Source organism: Erwinia sp. E602, assembly GCF_018141005.1.
GTDB lineage: Bacteria > Pseudomonadota > Gammaproteobacteria > Enterobacterales > Enterobacteriaceae > Erwinia.
The window spans coordinates 2,680,545-2,695,319 of the sequence record NZ_CP046582.1 but is presented as its reverse complement, the minus strand read 5'-3'; the positions used below and the strand labels follow the sequence as shown (position 1 = coordinate 2,695,319).

General features: G+C 58.8%; 21 protein-coding genes. 20 read left to right on the top strand and 1 reads right to left on the bottom strand.

Features of this window, described 5'->3' with window-relative positions; genetic code table 11:
• Nucleotide 1: 1 nt before the first annotated feature.
• Both GKQ23_RS13765 and GKQ23_RS24190 read left to right on the top strand, forming a co-directional pair.
• Nucleotides 2-541, top strand: a complete 540-nt coding sequence (locus tag GKQ23_RS13765) for a lysozyme (RefSeq protein WP_212408547.1) — start codon at nt 2-4, stop codon at nt 539-541.
• Nucleotides 542-766: 225 nt separating this feature from the next.
• Nucleotides 767-949, top strand: a complete 183-nt coding sequence (locus GKQ23_RS24190; RefSeq protein ID WP_371820215.1) for a lysis system o-spanin lipoprotein Rz1 — start codon at nt 767-769, stop codon at nt 947-949.
• A gap of 72 nt (nt 950-1,021) precedes the next feature.
• Here the strand turns inward: GKQ23_RS24190 and GKQ23_RS13755 are convergent, their stop codons facing one another.
• Nucleotides 1,022-1,270, bottom strand: a complete 249-nt coding sequence (locus GKQ23_RS13755) for a hypothetical protein (protein WP_212408545.1) — start codon at nt 1,268-1,270, stop codon at nt 1,022-1,024.
• Nucleotides 1,271-1,291: 21 nt separating this feature from the next.
• Here GKQ23_RS13755 and GKQ23_RS13750 point away from each other — a divergent pair, with 21 nt between their 5' ends.
• The 18 genes from GKQ23_RS13750 to GKQ23_RS13665 are packed head-to-tail and all read left to right on the top strand — an operon-like array spanning nt 1,292 to nt 14,775.
• Nucleotides 1,292-1,870: a terminase small subunit gene (locus tag GKQ23_RS13750; protein ID WP_212408544.1), complete on the top strand. Its 579-nt coding sequence runs from the start codon at nt 1,292-1,294 to the stop codon at nt 1,868-1,870.
• On the top strand, nt 1,842-3,044 hold the full coding sequence (locus GKQ23_RS13745) for a PBSX family phage terminase large subunit (protein ID WP_249168407.1): 1,203 nt from the start codon (nt 1,842-1,844) through the stop codon (nt 3,042-3,044). Before GKQ23_RS13750 ends, GKQ23_RS13745 begins: the two co-directional genes overlap by 29 nt.
• A gap of 2 nt (nt 3,045-3,046) precedes the next feature.
• Nucleotides 3,047-4,522 carry a DUF1073 domain-containing protein gene (locus GKQ23_RS13740; protein WP_212408543.1) on the top strand — a complete coding sequence of 492 codons (1,476 nt, stop codon included), beginning with the start codon at nt 3,047-3,049 and terminating at the stop codon, nt 4,520-4,522.
• A 13-nt stretch (nt 4,523-4,535) separates the two neighbouring features.
• Nucleotides 4,536-5,126, top strand: coding sequence for a phage minor head protein (locus GKQ23_RS13735; RefSeq protein WP_212408542.1), 591 nt, complete (start codon nt 4,536-4,538; stop codon nt 5,124-5,126).
• Nucleotides 5,127-5,128: 2 nt separating this feature from the next.
• Complete coding sequence (locus GKQ23_RS13730) at nt 5,129-6,349, top strand: DUF2213 domain-containing protein (protein WP_212408541.1); 1,221 nt, start codon at nt 5,129-5,131, stop codon at nt 6,347-6,349.
• A 9-nt stretch (nt 6,350-6,358) separates the two neighbouring features.
• Nucleotides 6,359-6,853, top strand: a complete 495-nt coding sequence (locus GKQ23_RS13725; RefSeq protein WP_212408540.1) for a hypothetical protein — start codon at nt 6,359-6,361, stop codon at nt 6,851-6,853.
• Between the two features lie 14 nt (nt 6,854-6,867).
• Nucleotides 6,868-7,806, top strand: coding sequence for a DUF2184 domain-containing protein (locus GKQ23_RS13720; RefSeq protein WP_212408539.1), 939 nt, complete (start codon nt 6,868-6,870; stop codon nt 7,804-7,806).
• A gap of 38 nt (nt 7,807-7,844) precedes the next feature.
• Complete coding sequence (locus GKQ23_RS13715; protein WP_212408538.1) at nt 7,845-8,219, top strand: hypothetical protein; 375 nt, start codon at nt 7,845-7,847, stop codon at nt 8,217-8,219.
• Entirely contained in the window at nt 8,185-8,589 is a 405-nt protein-coding gene (locus GKQ23_RS13710) for a DUF4054 domain-containing protein (RefSeq protein ID WP_212408537.1), read from the top strand. The genes GKQ23_RS13715 and GKQ23_RS13710 overlap by 35 nt, the downstream gene beginning before the upstream one ends.
• Nucleotides 8,586-9,080: a hypothetical protein gene (locus GKQ23_RS13705; protein WP_212408536.1), complete on the top strand. Its 495-nt coding sequence runs from the start codon at nt 8,586-8,588 to the stop codon at nt 9,078-9,080. Before GKQ23_RS13710 ends, GKQ23_RS13705 begins: the two co-directional genes overlap by 4 nt.
• Nucleotides 9,067-9,453 (top strand): head-tail adaptor, encoded by a 387-nt coding sequence (locus GKQ23_RS13700; protein WP_212408535.1) that lies wholly within the window; start codon nt 9,067-9,069, stop codon nt 9,451-9,453. The genes GKQ23_RS13705 and GKQ23_RS13700 overlap by 14 nt, the downstream gene beginning before the upstream one ends.
• Nucleotides 9,443-9,994 (top strand): hypothetical protein, encoded by a 552-nt coding sequence (locus GKQ23_RS13695; RefSeq protein ID WP_212408534.1) that lies wholly within the window; start codon nt 9,443-9,445, stop codon nt 9,992-9,994. The genes GKQ23_RS13700 and GKQ23_RS13695 overlap by 11 nt, the downstream gene beginning before the upstream one ends.
• Nucleotides 9,991-11,136, top strand: a complete 1,146-nt coding sequence (locus tag GKQ23_RS13690) for a DUF3383 family protein (protein ID WP_212408533.1) — start codon at nt 9,991-9,993, stop codon at nt 11,134-11,136. The genes GKQ23_RS13695 and GKQ23_RS13690 overlap by 4 nt, the downstream gene beginning before the upstream one ends.
• A gap of 10 nt (nt 11,137-11,146) precedes the next feature.
• Nucleotides 11,147-11,587: a DUF3277 family protein gene (locus GKQ23_RS13685; RefSeq protein ID WP_212408532.1), complete on the top strand. Its 441-nt coding sequence runs from the start codon at nt 11,147-11,149 to the stop codon at nt 11,585-11,587.
• A 3-nt stretch (nt 11,588-11,590) separates the two neighbouring features.
• On the top strand, nt 11,591-12,025 hold the full coding sequence (locus GKQ23_RS13680; protein WP_212408531.1) for a phage tail assembly chaperone: 435 nt from the start codon (nt 11,591-11,593) through the stop codon (nt 12,023-12,025).
• 35 nt (nt 12,026-12,060) lie between these two features.
• Complete coding sequence (locus tag GKQ23_RS13675) at nt 12,061-12,213, top strand: NTP pyrophosphohydrolase (RefSeq protein WP_212408530.1); 153 nt, start codon at nt 12,061-12,063, stop codon at nt 12,211-12,213.
• Nucleotides 12,203-14,164 carry a transglycosylase SLT domain-containing protein gene (locus tag GKQ23_RS13670; RefSeq protein WP_212408529.1) on the top strand — a complete coding sequence of 654 codons (1,962 nt, stop codon included), beginning with the start codon at nt 12,203-12,205 and terminating at the stop codon, nt 14,162-14,164. Before GKQ23_RS13675 ends, GKQ23_RS13670 begins: the two co-directional genes overlap by 11 nt.
• Nucleotides 14,164-14,775: a phage baseplate protein gene (locus GKQ23_RS13665; protein WP_212408528.1), complete on the top strand. Its 612-nt coding sequence runs from the start codon at nt 14,164-14,166 to the stop codon at nt 14,773-14,775. Before GKQ23_RS13670 ends, GKQ23_RS13665 begins: the two co-directional genes overlap by 1 nt.

Genomic DNA, 14,775 nt, shown 5'->3' with positions numbered 1-14,775 from the left:
GATGGCAAGCCTGAAAACTAAAATCAGCGCTGCCGTGCTGGGGCTAATTCTGGCCGGCGCTCCGGCATCCGTCATTCTGGATCGGTTCCTGGACGAGAAAGAGGGCAACCGGCTGGTGGCCTATCTCGACGGCTCCGGCATCTGGACTATCTGCCGTGGGGTGATCCGCGTTGACGGCAAAGCGGTGGTGAAGGGCATGCGGCTGACCGCCGAGAAGTGCGCAGAGGTTAACGGCATCGAGGAGCGTAAAGCGCTGGCCTGGGTGGAGCGCAACGTCAAGGTGCCACTGACCGAGCCGCAGAAGGCGGGCATTGCCTCGTTCTGCCCGTACAACATCGGCCCCGGCAAGTGCCTGCCCTCAACGTTCTACAAGCGCCTGAATGCTGGTGACCGCAAAGGTGCCTGCGAGGCGATGCGCTGGTGGGTCCACGACAAGGGCCGCGACTGCAGGCTGACCAAAGGCCAGGCCAGCGGTTGCTATGGGCAGGTTGAGCGTCGGGATCAGGAAGCTGAGCTGGCGTGCTGGGGGATCGACAAATGACAGCACGCGCCTGGGTAATTATTGCCATAGAGCTGCTGCTGTCTGCGCTGGTGGTTTACGTGCTGCTGGGGCAGGTCAGTGCCGAGAAGCAGCGCGCTGACGATGCCGAGCTGCTGGCAACCCAGCGTCAGCAGACTATCGACGACATGCAGGTACGCCAGCGCGATGTTGCTGCGCTGGACGCCAAATACACCGGAGAACTGGCTGATGCCAAAGCTAAGCTTGATGATCTGCAGCAGTGTGTTCGCTCTGGCAAGTGTGGGCTGCGCGTCAACGCCTCCTGCTCAAAGAGTAGCGCCACCACCGCCGGCAGCGTGGGCGATGCAACCAGCCCCCGACTTACTGACTCCGCTGAACGGGATTATTTCACCCTCAGAGAGCGGATCAGCACCATCACTGGACAGGTGAGCTACCTGCAGCAGTACATCAGGGAGCAATGCCTGAAATGATCAGGCATTAAAATTATCTATCAAGAAGGGGTTAAAGAAGCTCGAGGATTCTAGATTTCAGCTTCTCTTCATAACCTTCTTCTACTGGGAATTCAAACTTAATAGGCGATGCTTTACTCGAACCCTCCAAGAATGCCTTTTTGAGCATCTCTCTATCGCCACCTTGGGCGTTGATACAAGTTGATAAAATCGTTATGGCCACGCGAGAAGCATGTAAAGACAGGTGAACATCCTCAAGCGCAACTTCCAAAAACGCGACTCTTTCTTCTAAATCAGACATTTCATCTCCCAGAGAATATAAATGGCACTCACCGACAAACAAAGCTTGTTCTGTCGCGAGTACCTCATCGATTTGAACGCCACGCAAGCGGCAATTCGGGCGGGGTACAGCGCAAATACCGCCCGGAAGATTGGTAGTGAGAACCTCACAAAACCAGACATCCAAAACAGAATCGCCGAACTTCAGCAGCAACGCAATGAGCAAGTTAGTATTGATGCTGCTTATGTGTTACGCCGCCTGGTAGAGATAGACCAGATGGACGTGATCGACATCATGACCGACGACATGAGCATTAAGCCGGTATCCGAATGGCCGCTGTCCTGGCGTCGCTATCTGAGCGGCTTTGACCTGGCTGATATGTTCGAGGGCAGGGGTGAAGATCGGGAAATGGTCGGCATTCTGAAAAAGATAAAGTGGCCGGACAAGGTGAAGAACCTTGAGCTGCTCGGCAAGCACGTCACTGTTCAGGCCTTCAAAGATAACGTGAAAAACGAACTGGTCGGCAAAGATGGCCTGCCACTGGCTACACCAACGTTCGTTGTCAGCTTTGGAGAGGATGATGACAGCGGAGATGAATCTCAGGTTTCCCCCGAAGTTTAAGCCTATATTCAAACCGAAGCGTTACAAAACGTTCCACGGCGGGCGCGGTGGCGCTAAGTCATGGGCAGTTGCCCGCGCGCTGGTGATGATGGCCTCGGCCAAAAAACTGCGCATCCTCTGCACCCGCGAGGTACAGAACTCGATCAAGGATTCAGTGCATAAGCTGCTGAAAGACCAGATCGAGATGCTGGGGCTTAACCCCTGGTTCCGTATCACCAACGAGAGTATTACCAGCGCCACTGGCAGCGAATTCCTGTTCAAAGGGCTGCGCTTCGACCCGCTCGGCATTAAGTCGACGGAGGGTGTCGATATCTGCTGGGTGGAAGAGGCGCAGTCGGTATCGTCAGATTCCTGGTCAATCCTGATCCCCACCATCCGTAAGGAAAGTTCAGAGATTTGGGTGACGTTTAACCCGGGTGAAGAGTCAGACCCTACCTACCAGCGGTTCATCGTCAGCCCGCCGGACGACAGCGTGACCGTCGAGGTGAACTACTACGACAACCCGTATCTGCCGGAAACGCTCCGCAAGGAGATGGAGTACTGCAAGCGAGTCGACTATGACGCCTACGAGCATATCTGGCTGGGCAAGCCTAAGTCGATCAGCGATTCGGTGATATTCCGTAACCGCTACCGCGTGGAGGCGTTCCCGGATGACCTCTGGCAGCAGGCTGATCGGCTGTTCTTCGGCGGTGACTTCGGTTTCGCGAATGACCCCAGCACGCTGATCCGCATGTTTATGCTCGGCACCCGGCTCTACATCGAGTATGAGGCCTACGGCGTCGGCGTGGAGCTGGACGAAATGCCCCAGTTTTATGACTCCATACCGGAGGCGCGCCGCTGGCCGATTAAAGGCGATAACGCCCGCCCTGAGACGATCAGCTATATCGCCAGACAGGGGTTCGCTATTGAGGCTGCGGCTAAGTGGAAAGGCAGCGTTGAGGATGGCGTGACCTACCTGAAAGGGTTCGAGCAGATCATCATCCACGAACGTTGTAAGCATACCGCCGACGAGTTTCGGCACTACTCCTACAAAGTCGACAAAAAGACCGGGGAAATACTCCCGATCATCGTCGACAAATTTAACCACTGCATCGACGCCATTCGCTACGGTCTGGACGGGTATATCACCAGTTCGGATAGCCTTGGCACGTGGGCGCAACTTGGCAGAGGCTGAACATGTCCGAAAAAGAAAGCGTGTCGCAGCCTGTACCGACGCGCGACAGCTACGAAAACTTTGTGGCCCGGCTGGGGCTGAATGAGTCGAACCAGTCCGGTGCCAGCACCTATAAGAACAACTGGACCTCGCGCAACCGGCTGCTGGTCGAACAGGCCTATCGCTCGTCATGGCTGGTTGGCGCTGGCGTGGATGCCATCCCCGACGATATGACCCGCAAGGGAATCACCATCACCTCAAAGCTGGAAGACGGCCGCAAGAAGCAGCTGGACAATGCCTGGGATGAGATGGGGCTGTGGGAGGCGTTGAACGACACGCTCAAGTGGGCGCGTCTGTATGGCGGCGCCGTTGGTGTGATCCTCATTGACGGCCAGAACTACTCCAAGCCGCTGCGCGTCGAGACGATCGGCAAAGACGCCTTCAAGGGCATCATGGTCATGGACCGCTGGATGCTTAACGCGCAGACCGAGCAGCGCGTGAAAGAGCTGGGGCCGGACTTTGGTATGCCGGAGTTCTACCGCGTTGTGACGTCTGCCACCGGCATCCCGCCGTGGAAAATTCACCACTCTCGCCTGATCCGCTTCGACGGTATCGCGCTGCCGTACCAGCAGAGGCTGACGGAAAACGACTGGGGCATGTCGGTGATTGAGCGTTGCTTTGACCGCCTGCTGGCGTTCGACAGCACGACTACCGGTGTTGCCCAGCTGGTTTACAAAGCCCACCTGCGAACTTACAGCATTAAAGACCTGCGAAAAATGCTCGCTTTTGGCAAAGACAACCCCGCTTTCAAGGGGCTTATGTCCCATATGGACATGATCCGCCAGTACCAGAGCAACGAAGGCATGACGCTCATGGACGCCGAGGACACCTTCGAAGCGCACACCTACACCTACGCAGGCCTGAGCGACGTGCTGGCGCAGTTCGGCCAGCAGGTATCCGGCGCATTCGGCATTCCGCTGGTGCGCCTGTTTGGGCAGTCGCCGGCCGGATTCTCCACCGGTGATACCGACCTGGCCAACTACTACGACAACGTGTCGACCCAGCAGGAGCGCAAGCTGCGCCGCCCGGTACGTAAGCTGTTCGAAGTGTTGCATATGAGCATGTTCTCAACGCCGCTGCCGGATGACTTCTCTTTCGAATTTAACGAGCTGTGGCAGACGCCGGACAGTGAGCGCGCGGAAACCGCTAATAAAGTGGTCGATGCCACCGTGAAGGCGGTCGACGCTGGCCTGATGACCGAGAAAGCTGGCGCTATGCACCTGCAGGAAACGGCCCGCGTAACCGGCATCGGCTCAACCATCAGCGACGAGGATATTGATAATGCCAGTGACCTCCCGCCGCCGAGCGAGAAAGACCTCGATAACATCGAAACCACCGAACCTGAAAAGGGCGGAGCGGCAGCTAAGAACACAGCTACGAAAGATAGCGCAGGCGGTCGGGGCGATCGTCGAGGGTTCTTACGATGGTTCAAACGATAGCGTCACCGACATCATGGCGAGGCTTGAGCGCTACGCCGACCTGATCGAACCGTGGGCTGAGTCGGTGTCACGGCGCCTGATTGACACGCTGGAGATTGCTGACGATGCGATGTGGCGTGACAGGTCACAGCGGATATCGGCCGGAATGCGTGAGCTGATGGCCGGCAGTCAGGGGCAGGTGACGCGCAGCATCATCAGTGAGCAGGTGAAACTGTTCAAATCGCTGCCGCTTCAGGCTGCGGATCGGGTCTACGACATTCAGAACCAGGCGATTGAGGCCGTGGTGTCCGGCAAGCGCTCCAGCGCGCTGATGCAGGAAATCATGCGCACCGGTGAAGTAACCGAAGCGCGGGCACGCACCATCGCCCGGACGGAGGTGGGCCGCGCTTCTACCGCCATCACACAAGCCCGCTCAACCGCTATTGGCTCCCGCGGTTATATCTGGCGCACAGCCGAGGATAGTGACGTGCGGCACTCCCACCGCCTGATGGAAGGTCAGTATGTCGACTGGTCAAAGCCTCCCACCCTGGACGGTATGACCGGCCATGCCGGGCAGTTCCCTAACTGCAGGTGCTACTGCGAGGTGGTCATTCCAGAGGAATAGCAATGCAATACTTTTTCACCTCACGCATCGGCAATTCCCGCTTTGAGCTGGCCGATGGCTCCCTGCTGTGCCGTGACGTGCCGATCGCACGGACAGGCCTGCAGGTGTACGACGAGAGCGAGTTAGGGCTGGAGGGCGACAGCGACGGCGAGGTGGTGATCACCCGCGCTGCTGACGAGGTGTTCCGCCCTGAAACGCTGGCATCGTTCGAAGGCATGACATTTACCCTGCTGCACCCCAGCGAAATGGTTAACCCCGGCAACTGGAAGGATCACGCGCAGGGGCATATCCAGAACGTGCGCCGCGGTACCGGCGACCAGAGCGACCTGATGCTGGCCGACATCCACGTTAAAAGCGCTGACGGCATCCGGGCGATCATCAGCGGCCAAGACGAAATCTCCTGTGGTTACGATGCCGAGTACGAGCAGACGGAGCCGGGGAAAGCCAGGCAACACACCATCATTGGTAATCACGCTGCGCTGGTCCCCAATGGCCGCGCCGGCAAACGCTGTTCAATAGGAGATAGCTTATTCATGGCTAACAAAGATCAGGGCTGGTTCACCCGGCTGAAACGAGCGGTCAAAACCAAAGATGCCGATGGCATTGCTGAGCTGGTAGAGAACGCACCCGAGGGTTTTACCGCAGATTCTGACGATCTGCCGCATGGCGTTAACCTCAACATCAACCTCTCTCCGCAGCAGCCGCTGCCACCGGAGAAGCCGCTGGGCGGGCTGACCACCGACAACGAAGGCATTACGCTGGAAAGCCTGGCCGCGCAGGTCGCTGCACTGACTGAACTGCTCAAAGGCGGCTCTCCCTCGTCCACAACTGACTCCGATGATACGGACGAAGAGGAAGAGAAGAAAAAAGCCACGACTGACGCGGCATACCAGCAGGGCGTGATTTCGCGCGCTGAGCTGATCCTGCCGGGCGTTGCGCTGCCGGAAGGTGGCAAGCTGGCGGCGTTTAAGCGCGCCACGATGGACCAGGCATTTAAAACGCCGGAAGGCCATGCTCTGCTGCTGCCGCTGGTTGGCGCAGCGCCAGACTTCGCGAAAATGCCGAAAGCTACGCTTGACGCCACGTTTGTGTCCGCCAGTGAAATCGCGAAGGTACGCAACAGCACCGCTGCTGCTCCAGCGCGCGTCAGCGCCTTCGACGCCTCCAACAAAAACTCCCCGGCCGCCCTGAACAAGGCCTTCGCTGAACACTGGAAAAAATAAGGTAACCCAATGCCATCATTACTTTACCGGATGCCCGTGGGCATCGCCGGGGCTATCTCACGCCCGCAGGACCTGACCACCGAACCGGTGATCCTCAATGCTGCTAACACCTTCAGCCAGTACGGTCTGGTGGGTAAGGACAGCGCCGACGGCAAGTTTATCCCGCTGGCGGCCAGTGATGCAGCCACCGTGATCACCGGCCTGTACGTTCGTCCGTACCCGACCACCTCGACGCCTGATCTGGTTCGCCAGGTGGGCACCGCCAGCAACTTTACTGGCGATGTGATGAAGCGCGGCTACATGACCGTGAACATCGGCAGCACGGCGGTGAATCTGGTGAAAGGCGGGGTGGTTTACGTGCGTAACGCCAACCCGACCACTGCCAGCCCGCTGGGTTCTATCCTCGGCGCTGCGGTGACTAATGAAACGGTTGTCCTGCCGAACGCAACATTCACCGGCGCTGGCGATGCTGCCGGCAATGCCGAAATCGCTTACAACATCTAAGGGAAGCGCTGAACATGTTTACTTATGACCAAGCCACCGTTGACAGCACCGGTACATTCCTGGTCGGGGAGCTTGAGCGTCTCGATCCGACACTCAACCTACCGCTGGTTGGTTACACCTGGTCGCGCGATGTCCAGCTGCGCGAAGACGTTTCAATCGCTGATGACATCAGCTCATTCACCAACACTTCATTCGTTGCGCCCGGTACGCCTAACCCGAATGGTAAAAACTGGATCGGCAAAGACTCTACCGCCATCTCTGGTCCGATGCTCGACATTGGAAAAACCGGCTTCCCGCTGACCTTATGGGGCATGGAGCTGAACTGGACCATCATCGAGTTGCAGGCCGCTGCACAGGTTGGCCGCCCAATCGACACGCAGAAGTACGACGCCATGCAGCTGAAATGGAACATGGACACCGACGAGCAGGTGTATCGCGGTGATGCCCAGTTGGGTGTCAAAGGCCTGTTCAACTACAGCAACGTGTCGCTGGGTAACGCCACGAAGACCTGGGCGACCTCGACCAACCAGGAAATTCTGGACTCCATCAACAAAATCCTGACGGATGCATGGCTGGCGACGGGCTACACGCTGGTGCCTACCGATCTCCGCTTGCCGCCGAAAGCATTCGCGCTGCTGTCTCAGCGGATTGTGTCTGACGCGGGTAATCAGTCGCTGCTGACCTATCTGTCCATGAACACCATTGCATTCCATCAGAACGGCAAGCCGCTGAACATCTACGCGGTGAAGTGGCTGGAAGGCGCGGGCGTGGGCGGTACCGATCGCATGGTGGCCTACACCAACGACAAAAAGTACGTTCGCTTCCCGATGATCCCGCTGATGAACGTGCCGGTACAGTACCGCGGCATTTTCCAGCTGACGACCTACTACGGCAAACTGGGTGCGGTCGAGTCGCCATACCCTGAAACGATGGCCTATCTGGACGGCATCTAACCCACAATGGCCCCGCAAGGGGCTTACAGGAGCAATTCATGCCTAAGAAAAAAATCCGCGTTCACACGCCGTTCAACTTCAACGCCGCCGACGGCAGCAGCCAGCGTTTTGAGGTGGGTGAGCACACGGTGGATGAGTCGGTTGCCGAACACTGGTTTGTTGTGGCCCATGCCGACGCCGCGGGAGATGTGAAAAGCGACGATGATGGAAAGCTTCTACTGACGCAGATCGAGAGCCTGACCGCGCAGCTGGCTGACAAAGACAGCACCATCGGCAAGCTGCAGGCGGAAGGGGTGGAGAAGGACACGCAGATCGAGAGCCTGACCGCGCAACTGGCTGCACTGGTTGCCCCGGCCCCGGCCGCAGAGGTAAAAGCCGATGGCACGAAACCGAAACCTGCCAGCAGTAAGTGATTTTCGCCGCGACTTCCCGCAGTTCTCCGACACCACGAAGTTTCCTGATCCGGTAATCCAGTTTCGCCTCAACCTCGCCGACACCCTGATCGACGGCTCCGCTATGGGGGATATGTTCCCCTATCTGGCGGAGCTGTTCGTAGCGCATTACATGGTGCTGCACGCGCAGGATGCGGCAGCCGGTGCGCTGGGTGGAGCCGGTGGCTCAACCAGTGGTGTGGTGGCGTCAAAGTCGGTGGATAAGGTCAGCGTCAGCTATGACAACAGCGCGACGCTTAACGCAGATGCTGGCTTCTGGAATTTCTCGCGCTACGGCGCCGAGTTCTGGCAGATGCTCATGCTGTTCGGTTATGGCGGTATCCAGTTATGAAATCAGGCGTAACGGTCCGTACCGATAACGCGCAGGCCATTCTCGACTCCCTCAAGGCGTTAACCCGAAAGGATGTGCTGGTCGGCATCCCGGAGGCTGAAAGCGCCCGTGAGGATGGGGAGTTCGGCAATGCGGGGATCGGCTACATCAACGAATACGGATCACCGAAGCAGAACATCCCCCCGAGGCCGCACCTGAAACCGGGTGTTGCCTCTGTTCAGCAGCAATACCTCCCGCATCTGAAGGCAGCGGCGCAAAAAGCACTGGACGGCGATCAGGAGGGGGCCATTCGTTCACTGGATGCCGCCGGTACCGTCGCTGCTAACGGTGTAAAGCGTTACATGACGGTTACAGGGTTCACGCCGCTGGCTGACACGACGCTGGCAGCACGCCGGAGCCGGGGGCGAACTGGCGATAAGCCGCTGATCGACACCGGGGAATACCGCCGTTCCATAACCCACATTGTGAGAGATAAAGATGCCGACGCTTGATGTCTCGGATGTGCTGCTGTCGCCGGAGTTCTGCGACACCAACCTGTTTTACCGCCGTAACGGGCAGGCGGTCGATGACGACGGCATCGCCGTTAACACGGCCACGCGGCAGCAGTTCGCCGGTGTGGTGACGGTTGATCGCTCCCTCGAAGCACGGCGCATGCAGGCCGGGCAGGTCATCGGTGGCGCAATTCTGGTCATCACGCAAACCCGCTTAACCAGCGGTAAAACAGGCCTTGACGCCGACATCGTGGAATACGCCGGCGCTGACTACCGCGTGACGTTTGTCGATCCGTATACCCGCTACGGTGCCGGTTTCGTTCAGGCGCACTGTGAAATGCTGCCGTTTGACGGGGGAGCCAATGAGCAATGACAGCACCACGCCAGGGTATCTGACGCCCACTGGCACGGTCCCGCTTTACGATGAGGCGCTGGAGCGGGAATTAAGCCGCTGGGTGCGCGCGGTCACCGGGCTGCCGGCGGGCATGGTTCGGCCACGCTGGACGCCAGAGCAGGCAGCACAACCAGCAGCCAGCGTTAACTGGTGCGGATTCGGCATCATCGGCGTTGAGCCTGACGCCAGTCCGGCGCTGGTGCAGGGCGATGACAGCAGCGAACTGTGGCGGCATGAAACCATCGAGTGCATGGCATCGTTCTACGGCCCCGGTTCGCAGGGCGTCGCCGGAATGTTTCGTGACGGTATCTCGGTGCCGCAGAACAATCTCGCGATGACTGGTATTACCGGCCTCTCACTGGCCGACTGCTCGGGCCTGACCTCTTTCCCTGAACTCATCAATAACCAGTGGGTGCGGCGCTATGACGTCACGGTGCGGCTGCGCCGGAAAGTCATCCGCACCTATGGCATCAAGCCGCTGGCCGAAGCAGGCCAGATAACCTTCGGAGAAGAACCATGACGCAGGGATTACCTGTCTCAAATGTCGTTAACGTTGACGTCATCCTGTCAGCGACGGCGGCAACCGGGCGCAATTTCGGCTCACTGCTGATCCTCGGTTCGTCCATGGTGATCCCTGTCACCGAACGAATCCGCCTTTTTACCGCGAATGAAGACGTGGCCGATGCCTTTGGCGAAGACAGCCCGGAATACGCGGCTTCAACCGTCTTCTTCTCGCAGTCACCGCGCCCCACTCAGGTATTCATCGGGCGCTGGGCTAAAACCTTGGCATCCGGCGAAACCGGCTCCGTGGAGACGCTGCAGCAGGCTGTAACGGCGGTCCTGCAGTTCACCAACTGGTACGGGCTGGCCGTGGCCGACACTGTCGACCCGGACGATACGGCGGTGCTCGCCGTGGCCGCCGCCATCGAGGCATCGTCGCTGAGCCGCGTGTTTGCGCATACCAGTGATGACGTGGGAATTTTGTCAGCCTCAACCACCACGGATATTGCCTCGAAGCTGAAAGCCGCTGGCTATGCCCGCACGTTCACGCAGTACTCATCAACCAGCAAGTACGCCGCCATCTCGGCGTTTGGCCGCGCCTTCACCGTTGACTACACCGGCAACAATACGGTGCTGACGCTGAAGTTTAAGCAGGAGCCGGGCATTACCTACGAAACGCTCACCAGCCCGCAGGCGGCCGCGGTGGACGCCAAGAATGCCAACGCTTACGTCTACTACCAGAACGACACGGCGATCCTGCAGCAGGGCGTAATGGCTAATGGCGACTTCTTCGACGAGCGTCACGGACTGGACTGGCTGCAGAACTACGTGCAGACCAACTATTTCAACCTACTCTACACCTCCCCCATCAAAATCCCGCAGACGGAAGCAGGTTCCACGCGTCTGCTGGCCAACGTCGAGCAGTCGCTGGATCAGGCGGTCAATAACGGCCTGCTGGCACCGGGTGTATGGAATGGCGGACCGTTGGGAGAACTGGCCAGCGGCGACACGCTGACGAAGGGCTATTACGTTTACGCGGTGCCGATGTCACAGCAACCGCAGGCTGACCGGGAGAAGCGCAAAGCGCCCACCCTGCAGGTGGCCTGTAAGCTGGCCGGTGCCGTTCACTATGGCGATGTCCAGATCAACGTCGTCCGCTAAGGGGAACTGAATGTCTACTTATTCTTTCATGGACGTTACGGCGTCCCTCACCGGCCCGACTGGCGTTGTGGACCTCGGATACGGATCGGCCAACTCGGAAGAGGGCGTGGTGGTTGCGATGTCCGAGGCTAAAAACACCATGACCATCGGTGCTGACGGCGAGGGCATGCACAGCCTGCACGCGGGCAAATCCGGTACCGTGACCATCAGCCTGCTGAAGACGTCGCCGGTGAACAAAAAGCTGTCGCTGATGTACAACGCGCAGTCGCAGTCATCCGCGACCTGGGGTAACAACGTGATCGTCCTGCGCAACAATGCATCGGGCGACCTCGTCACCGCGCGCGGCGCGGCGTTCCAGAAGCAGCCTGACTGGCAGAACGCGAAAGTCGGCTCTACCGTCGCCTGGGTGTTCGACTGCCTGAAAATTGACGAACTGCTCGGGGAGTTTTAACCGATGGAATTTGAAATTAATGGCGTGGAGTACCGCGCCGCAAAACTGACCGTCTTCGACCAGCTTAAGGTGTCCCGCAAACTGCTGCCGGTGCTGGCGGGCGTGGTGGGTGACCTGCAGCAGCTGCGTGATGCGGCCGCCGGCGGCGAGGCGGTGATCACCAACTCTGTTGATTCTCTGCTGCCCAAAATCGCGCAGGTGGCCGCCGACATGACCGATGAGGATGTGAACGCCATCCTCCACCCATGTCTTGCGGTTGTATCCCGTCGGCACGAAAAAGGCTGGGTGCCGGTGTTCCGTTCCGGCCAATTGATGTTTGACGACATCGACCTGATGGCGCTGCTGCAGATCGCCGGGCGGGTGGTTGGTGACAGCCTGGGAAATTTTTTGCCCGCAGCCCCCGCGAAGCCAGCGGTATCAGCGGACCCGGCAGCCTGACGCTGGAATCCCTGCCTGACGGTGAAGACCTCCTGATGCGCCCGGTTGATGCCGGGTACATCTCTTTCACCGCGCTGAAAGACGGATCGGTAGACCTGGCCGACGTTGCCAGGATGAACGACTGGCTGGATGTGAAGGCAGAAAACCAGTACCGCATTGAAAAGTGGAGAGCAGACCGTGAGCGTTGAAACTATCAAGGATTTTCTGGTCGGCCTTGGCTTTCAGATTGACGATGCAGGCGCTCGTAAATTCGAGGCCACGCTGGCCGGAGTAACGGCGCAGGCGGCGAAGGTGGCCGTTGCCGTTGAAGCGTCGGCGCTGGCCGTGGTGGCCTTCACAGCAAAGATTGCCAGCGGGCTGGATAACCTCTACTGGGCGGGGCAACGCACCGGTGCGACCGTGCAGGGCATCCAGCAGATCGGCTTTGCGGTCAGCCAGATGGGCGGCTCAGTCGACGCCGCGCGCGCCTCACTGGAGAGCCTGTCACGCTTTGTGCGCAATAACCCCGGTGCGGAAGGATTCCTGAACCGGCTTGGCGTACAGACGCGCGACGCCAGCGGCAACATGCGGGACATGGCCTCCATCTTCACCGGCGTAGGCCAGCGGCTCAGCACCATGCCGTACTACCGCGCGAATCAGTATGCGCAGATGCTGGGCATCGACGAGAACACGCTGATGGCAATGCGCCGCGGTGTGGGACAGTTCAGCGCGCAGTACAGCCAGATGGCGAAAGCGATCGGCTATAACGCTGATACGGCGGCGGTCAGCTCCAACAAATTCATGACCTCGCTGAATTCCTTCGCGCAGATGGCAGGCATGGCGCGGGATAAAATCGGCTCTAACCTGGCCGAGGGTCTGACGGGCTCGCTGGATAGCCTGCGCAAACTGGTACTGGATAACTTCCCGAAAATCGAGGGGGTGATCACCTCTGGCATCAAAGGCCTGCTGTGGCTGGCTGACGTCATCGGGCGGGTGATATTCCGGCTTATGGAAGCGGCCGGCGAGATTATGGACTGGTGGGACGGGCTGGACAAAAGCACGAAGCAGCTGATCGAGATATTCGGCGGCCTGGTGGTCGCCTGGCGCGTGCTGAACAGTGCGTTTCTGACCTCGCCTATCGGGATCATCACGGCGCTTGGCGTCGCTATCCTGGCCCTTTATGACGACTACAAGACCTGGAAAGAGGGCGGGAAGTCGCTCATCGACTGGGCAAAGTGGGAGCCGGAGATCACCAGCGCCATTAATGGCATTGTCGACCTGCGCGACAAGGTGCTGGCGCTGCTCAACATCGATCCGCAGACCTGGACCGCTAAGTGGGACCTCAGCAACCTGACGCAGAACCTGGGCGGCCTGGTGAAGATGCTGGACGGCATTGCGCGCCTGCTGAATGCCATCAAAGATGGCCGCTGGAGCGACGCCTACGCCGTGGGCAGGGAATTACTGCAGCAGGGCAGTGATCAGCCCGATGCGCTGCCGGCGGTCACTGACAGCGCCAACGGGGCGGCAGACTGGCTGCAAAACAAAACCGGGTTTGATCCGCGCAGCATTGGCCGCTGGGCGCGTAGCCAGTTCGGCGGTCGCCCTGAGCCGACAAAAGCAGGTGCCGCGGTACTGGGCTGGCTACAGCCAACACTTAGCAGCCTGGAGAATCTTTACCGGCTGCCGGAGGGGGTGCTGCGCGGCGTGGCTTTGGCTGAGTCTAATGGCGATCAGTTTGCCGTTGGGCCAAAGACAAAGTACGGGCAGGCGAAGGGCATGTTTCAGATTGTTGACGGAACCGCCCATGAGCTGGGGCTGCGCGGTAATGATGTGTTTGACCCGGTTAAGTCGGCGCAGGCAGCGGCGAAATACCTTAGCCAGCTCCTCCAGGCGAATGGTGGAGACCTGCCGAAGGCGCTGGCGTCCTACAACTGGGGGATCGGCAACGTCCAGAAGCACGGTATGGCCCTTATGCCGCAGGAGACGCGCAACTACATCCCGCGGGTGATGAGCAATATGCCAGGCGGCGGCATCAATCAGGAGACCAATATTCACATTCACGGCGTTTCCGACCCGATGCAGGCTGCCCGCGAGGTATCTGAGCGTCAAATCAATGTCAACTCCCGACTGGTTCAGTCGATCGAAACGGACCCTCGCTGATGGATATTATCTCCACGCTGTTTTCACTGCAGAGTCGGAAAATTGGCATAGTCATACCAGACGTGGTAATCACCGAGAAGCACAGCGACACGCTGGAAATCACGGAGCACCCAGTTGAAAGTCCGACTAAAAAAAGTGGGGGTGCCAGCGCAGATGATTCTGGCTACATAGCGGATCACGCCTACAGGCGTCCGTCTGAACTGGTGATGGAGGTGGGCTTTGCTGGCGGCGGTTCGCTACTGGATTTGGTCAATACCAGCAATGTCGGTTTGTCGATCGGCATGAGTCCAAAAGAGACTTACGAGAAGCTGCTTGACCTGCAGCGAAAGCGTGAGCCGTTTGATGTGGTTACCGGAAAACGGATGTACAGCAACATGCTGATCCGAGTGCTGGACGTGACAACCGACAAGCACACGGAAAACGTGCTGATGGCAACACTGGTATTGCGGGAAATTATCATCACAGAGTCTAAAAGTATCACTGGTGCAGGGAAGGCCAATATGAAGGAGGGTGTCAGCACCAGCGCGATTCAGGACACCGGCGTTAAGACGGCAAAGCCGGTAACAAACGAGTCGATGATCTCCCGATTAAAATCTGCCATCACAGGATAG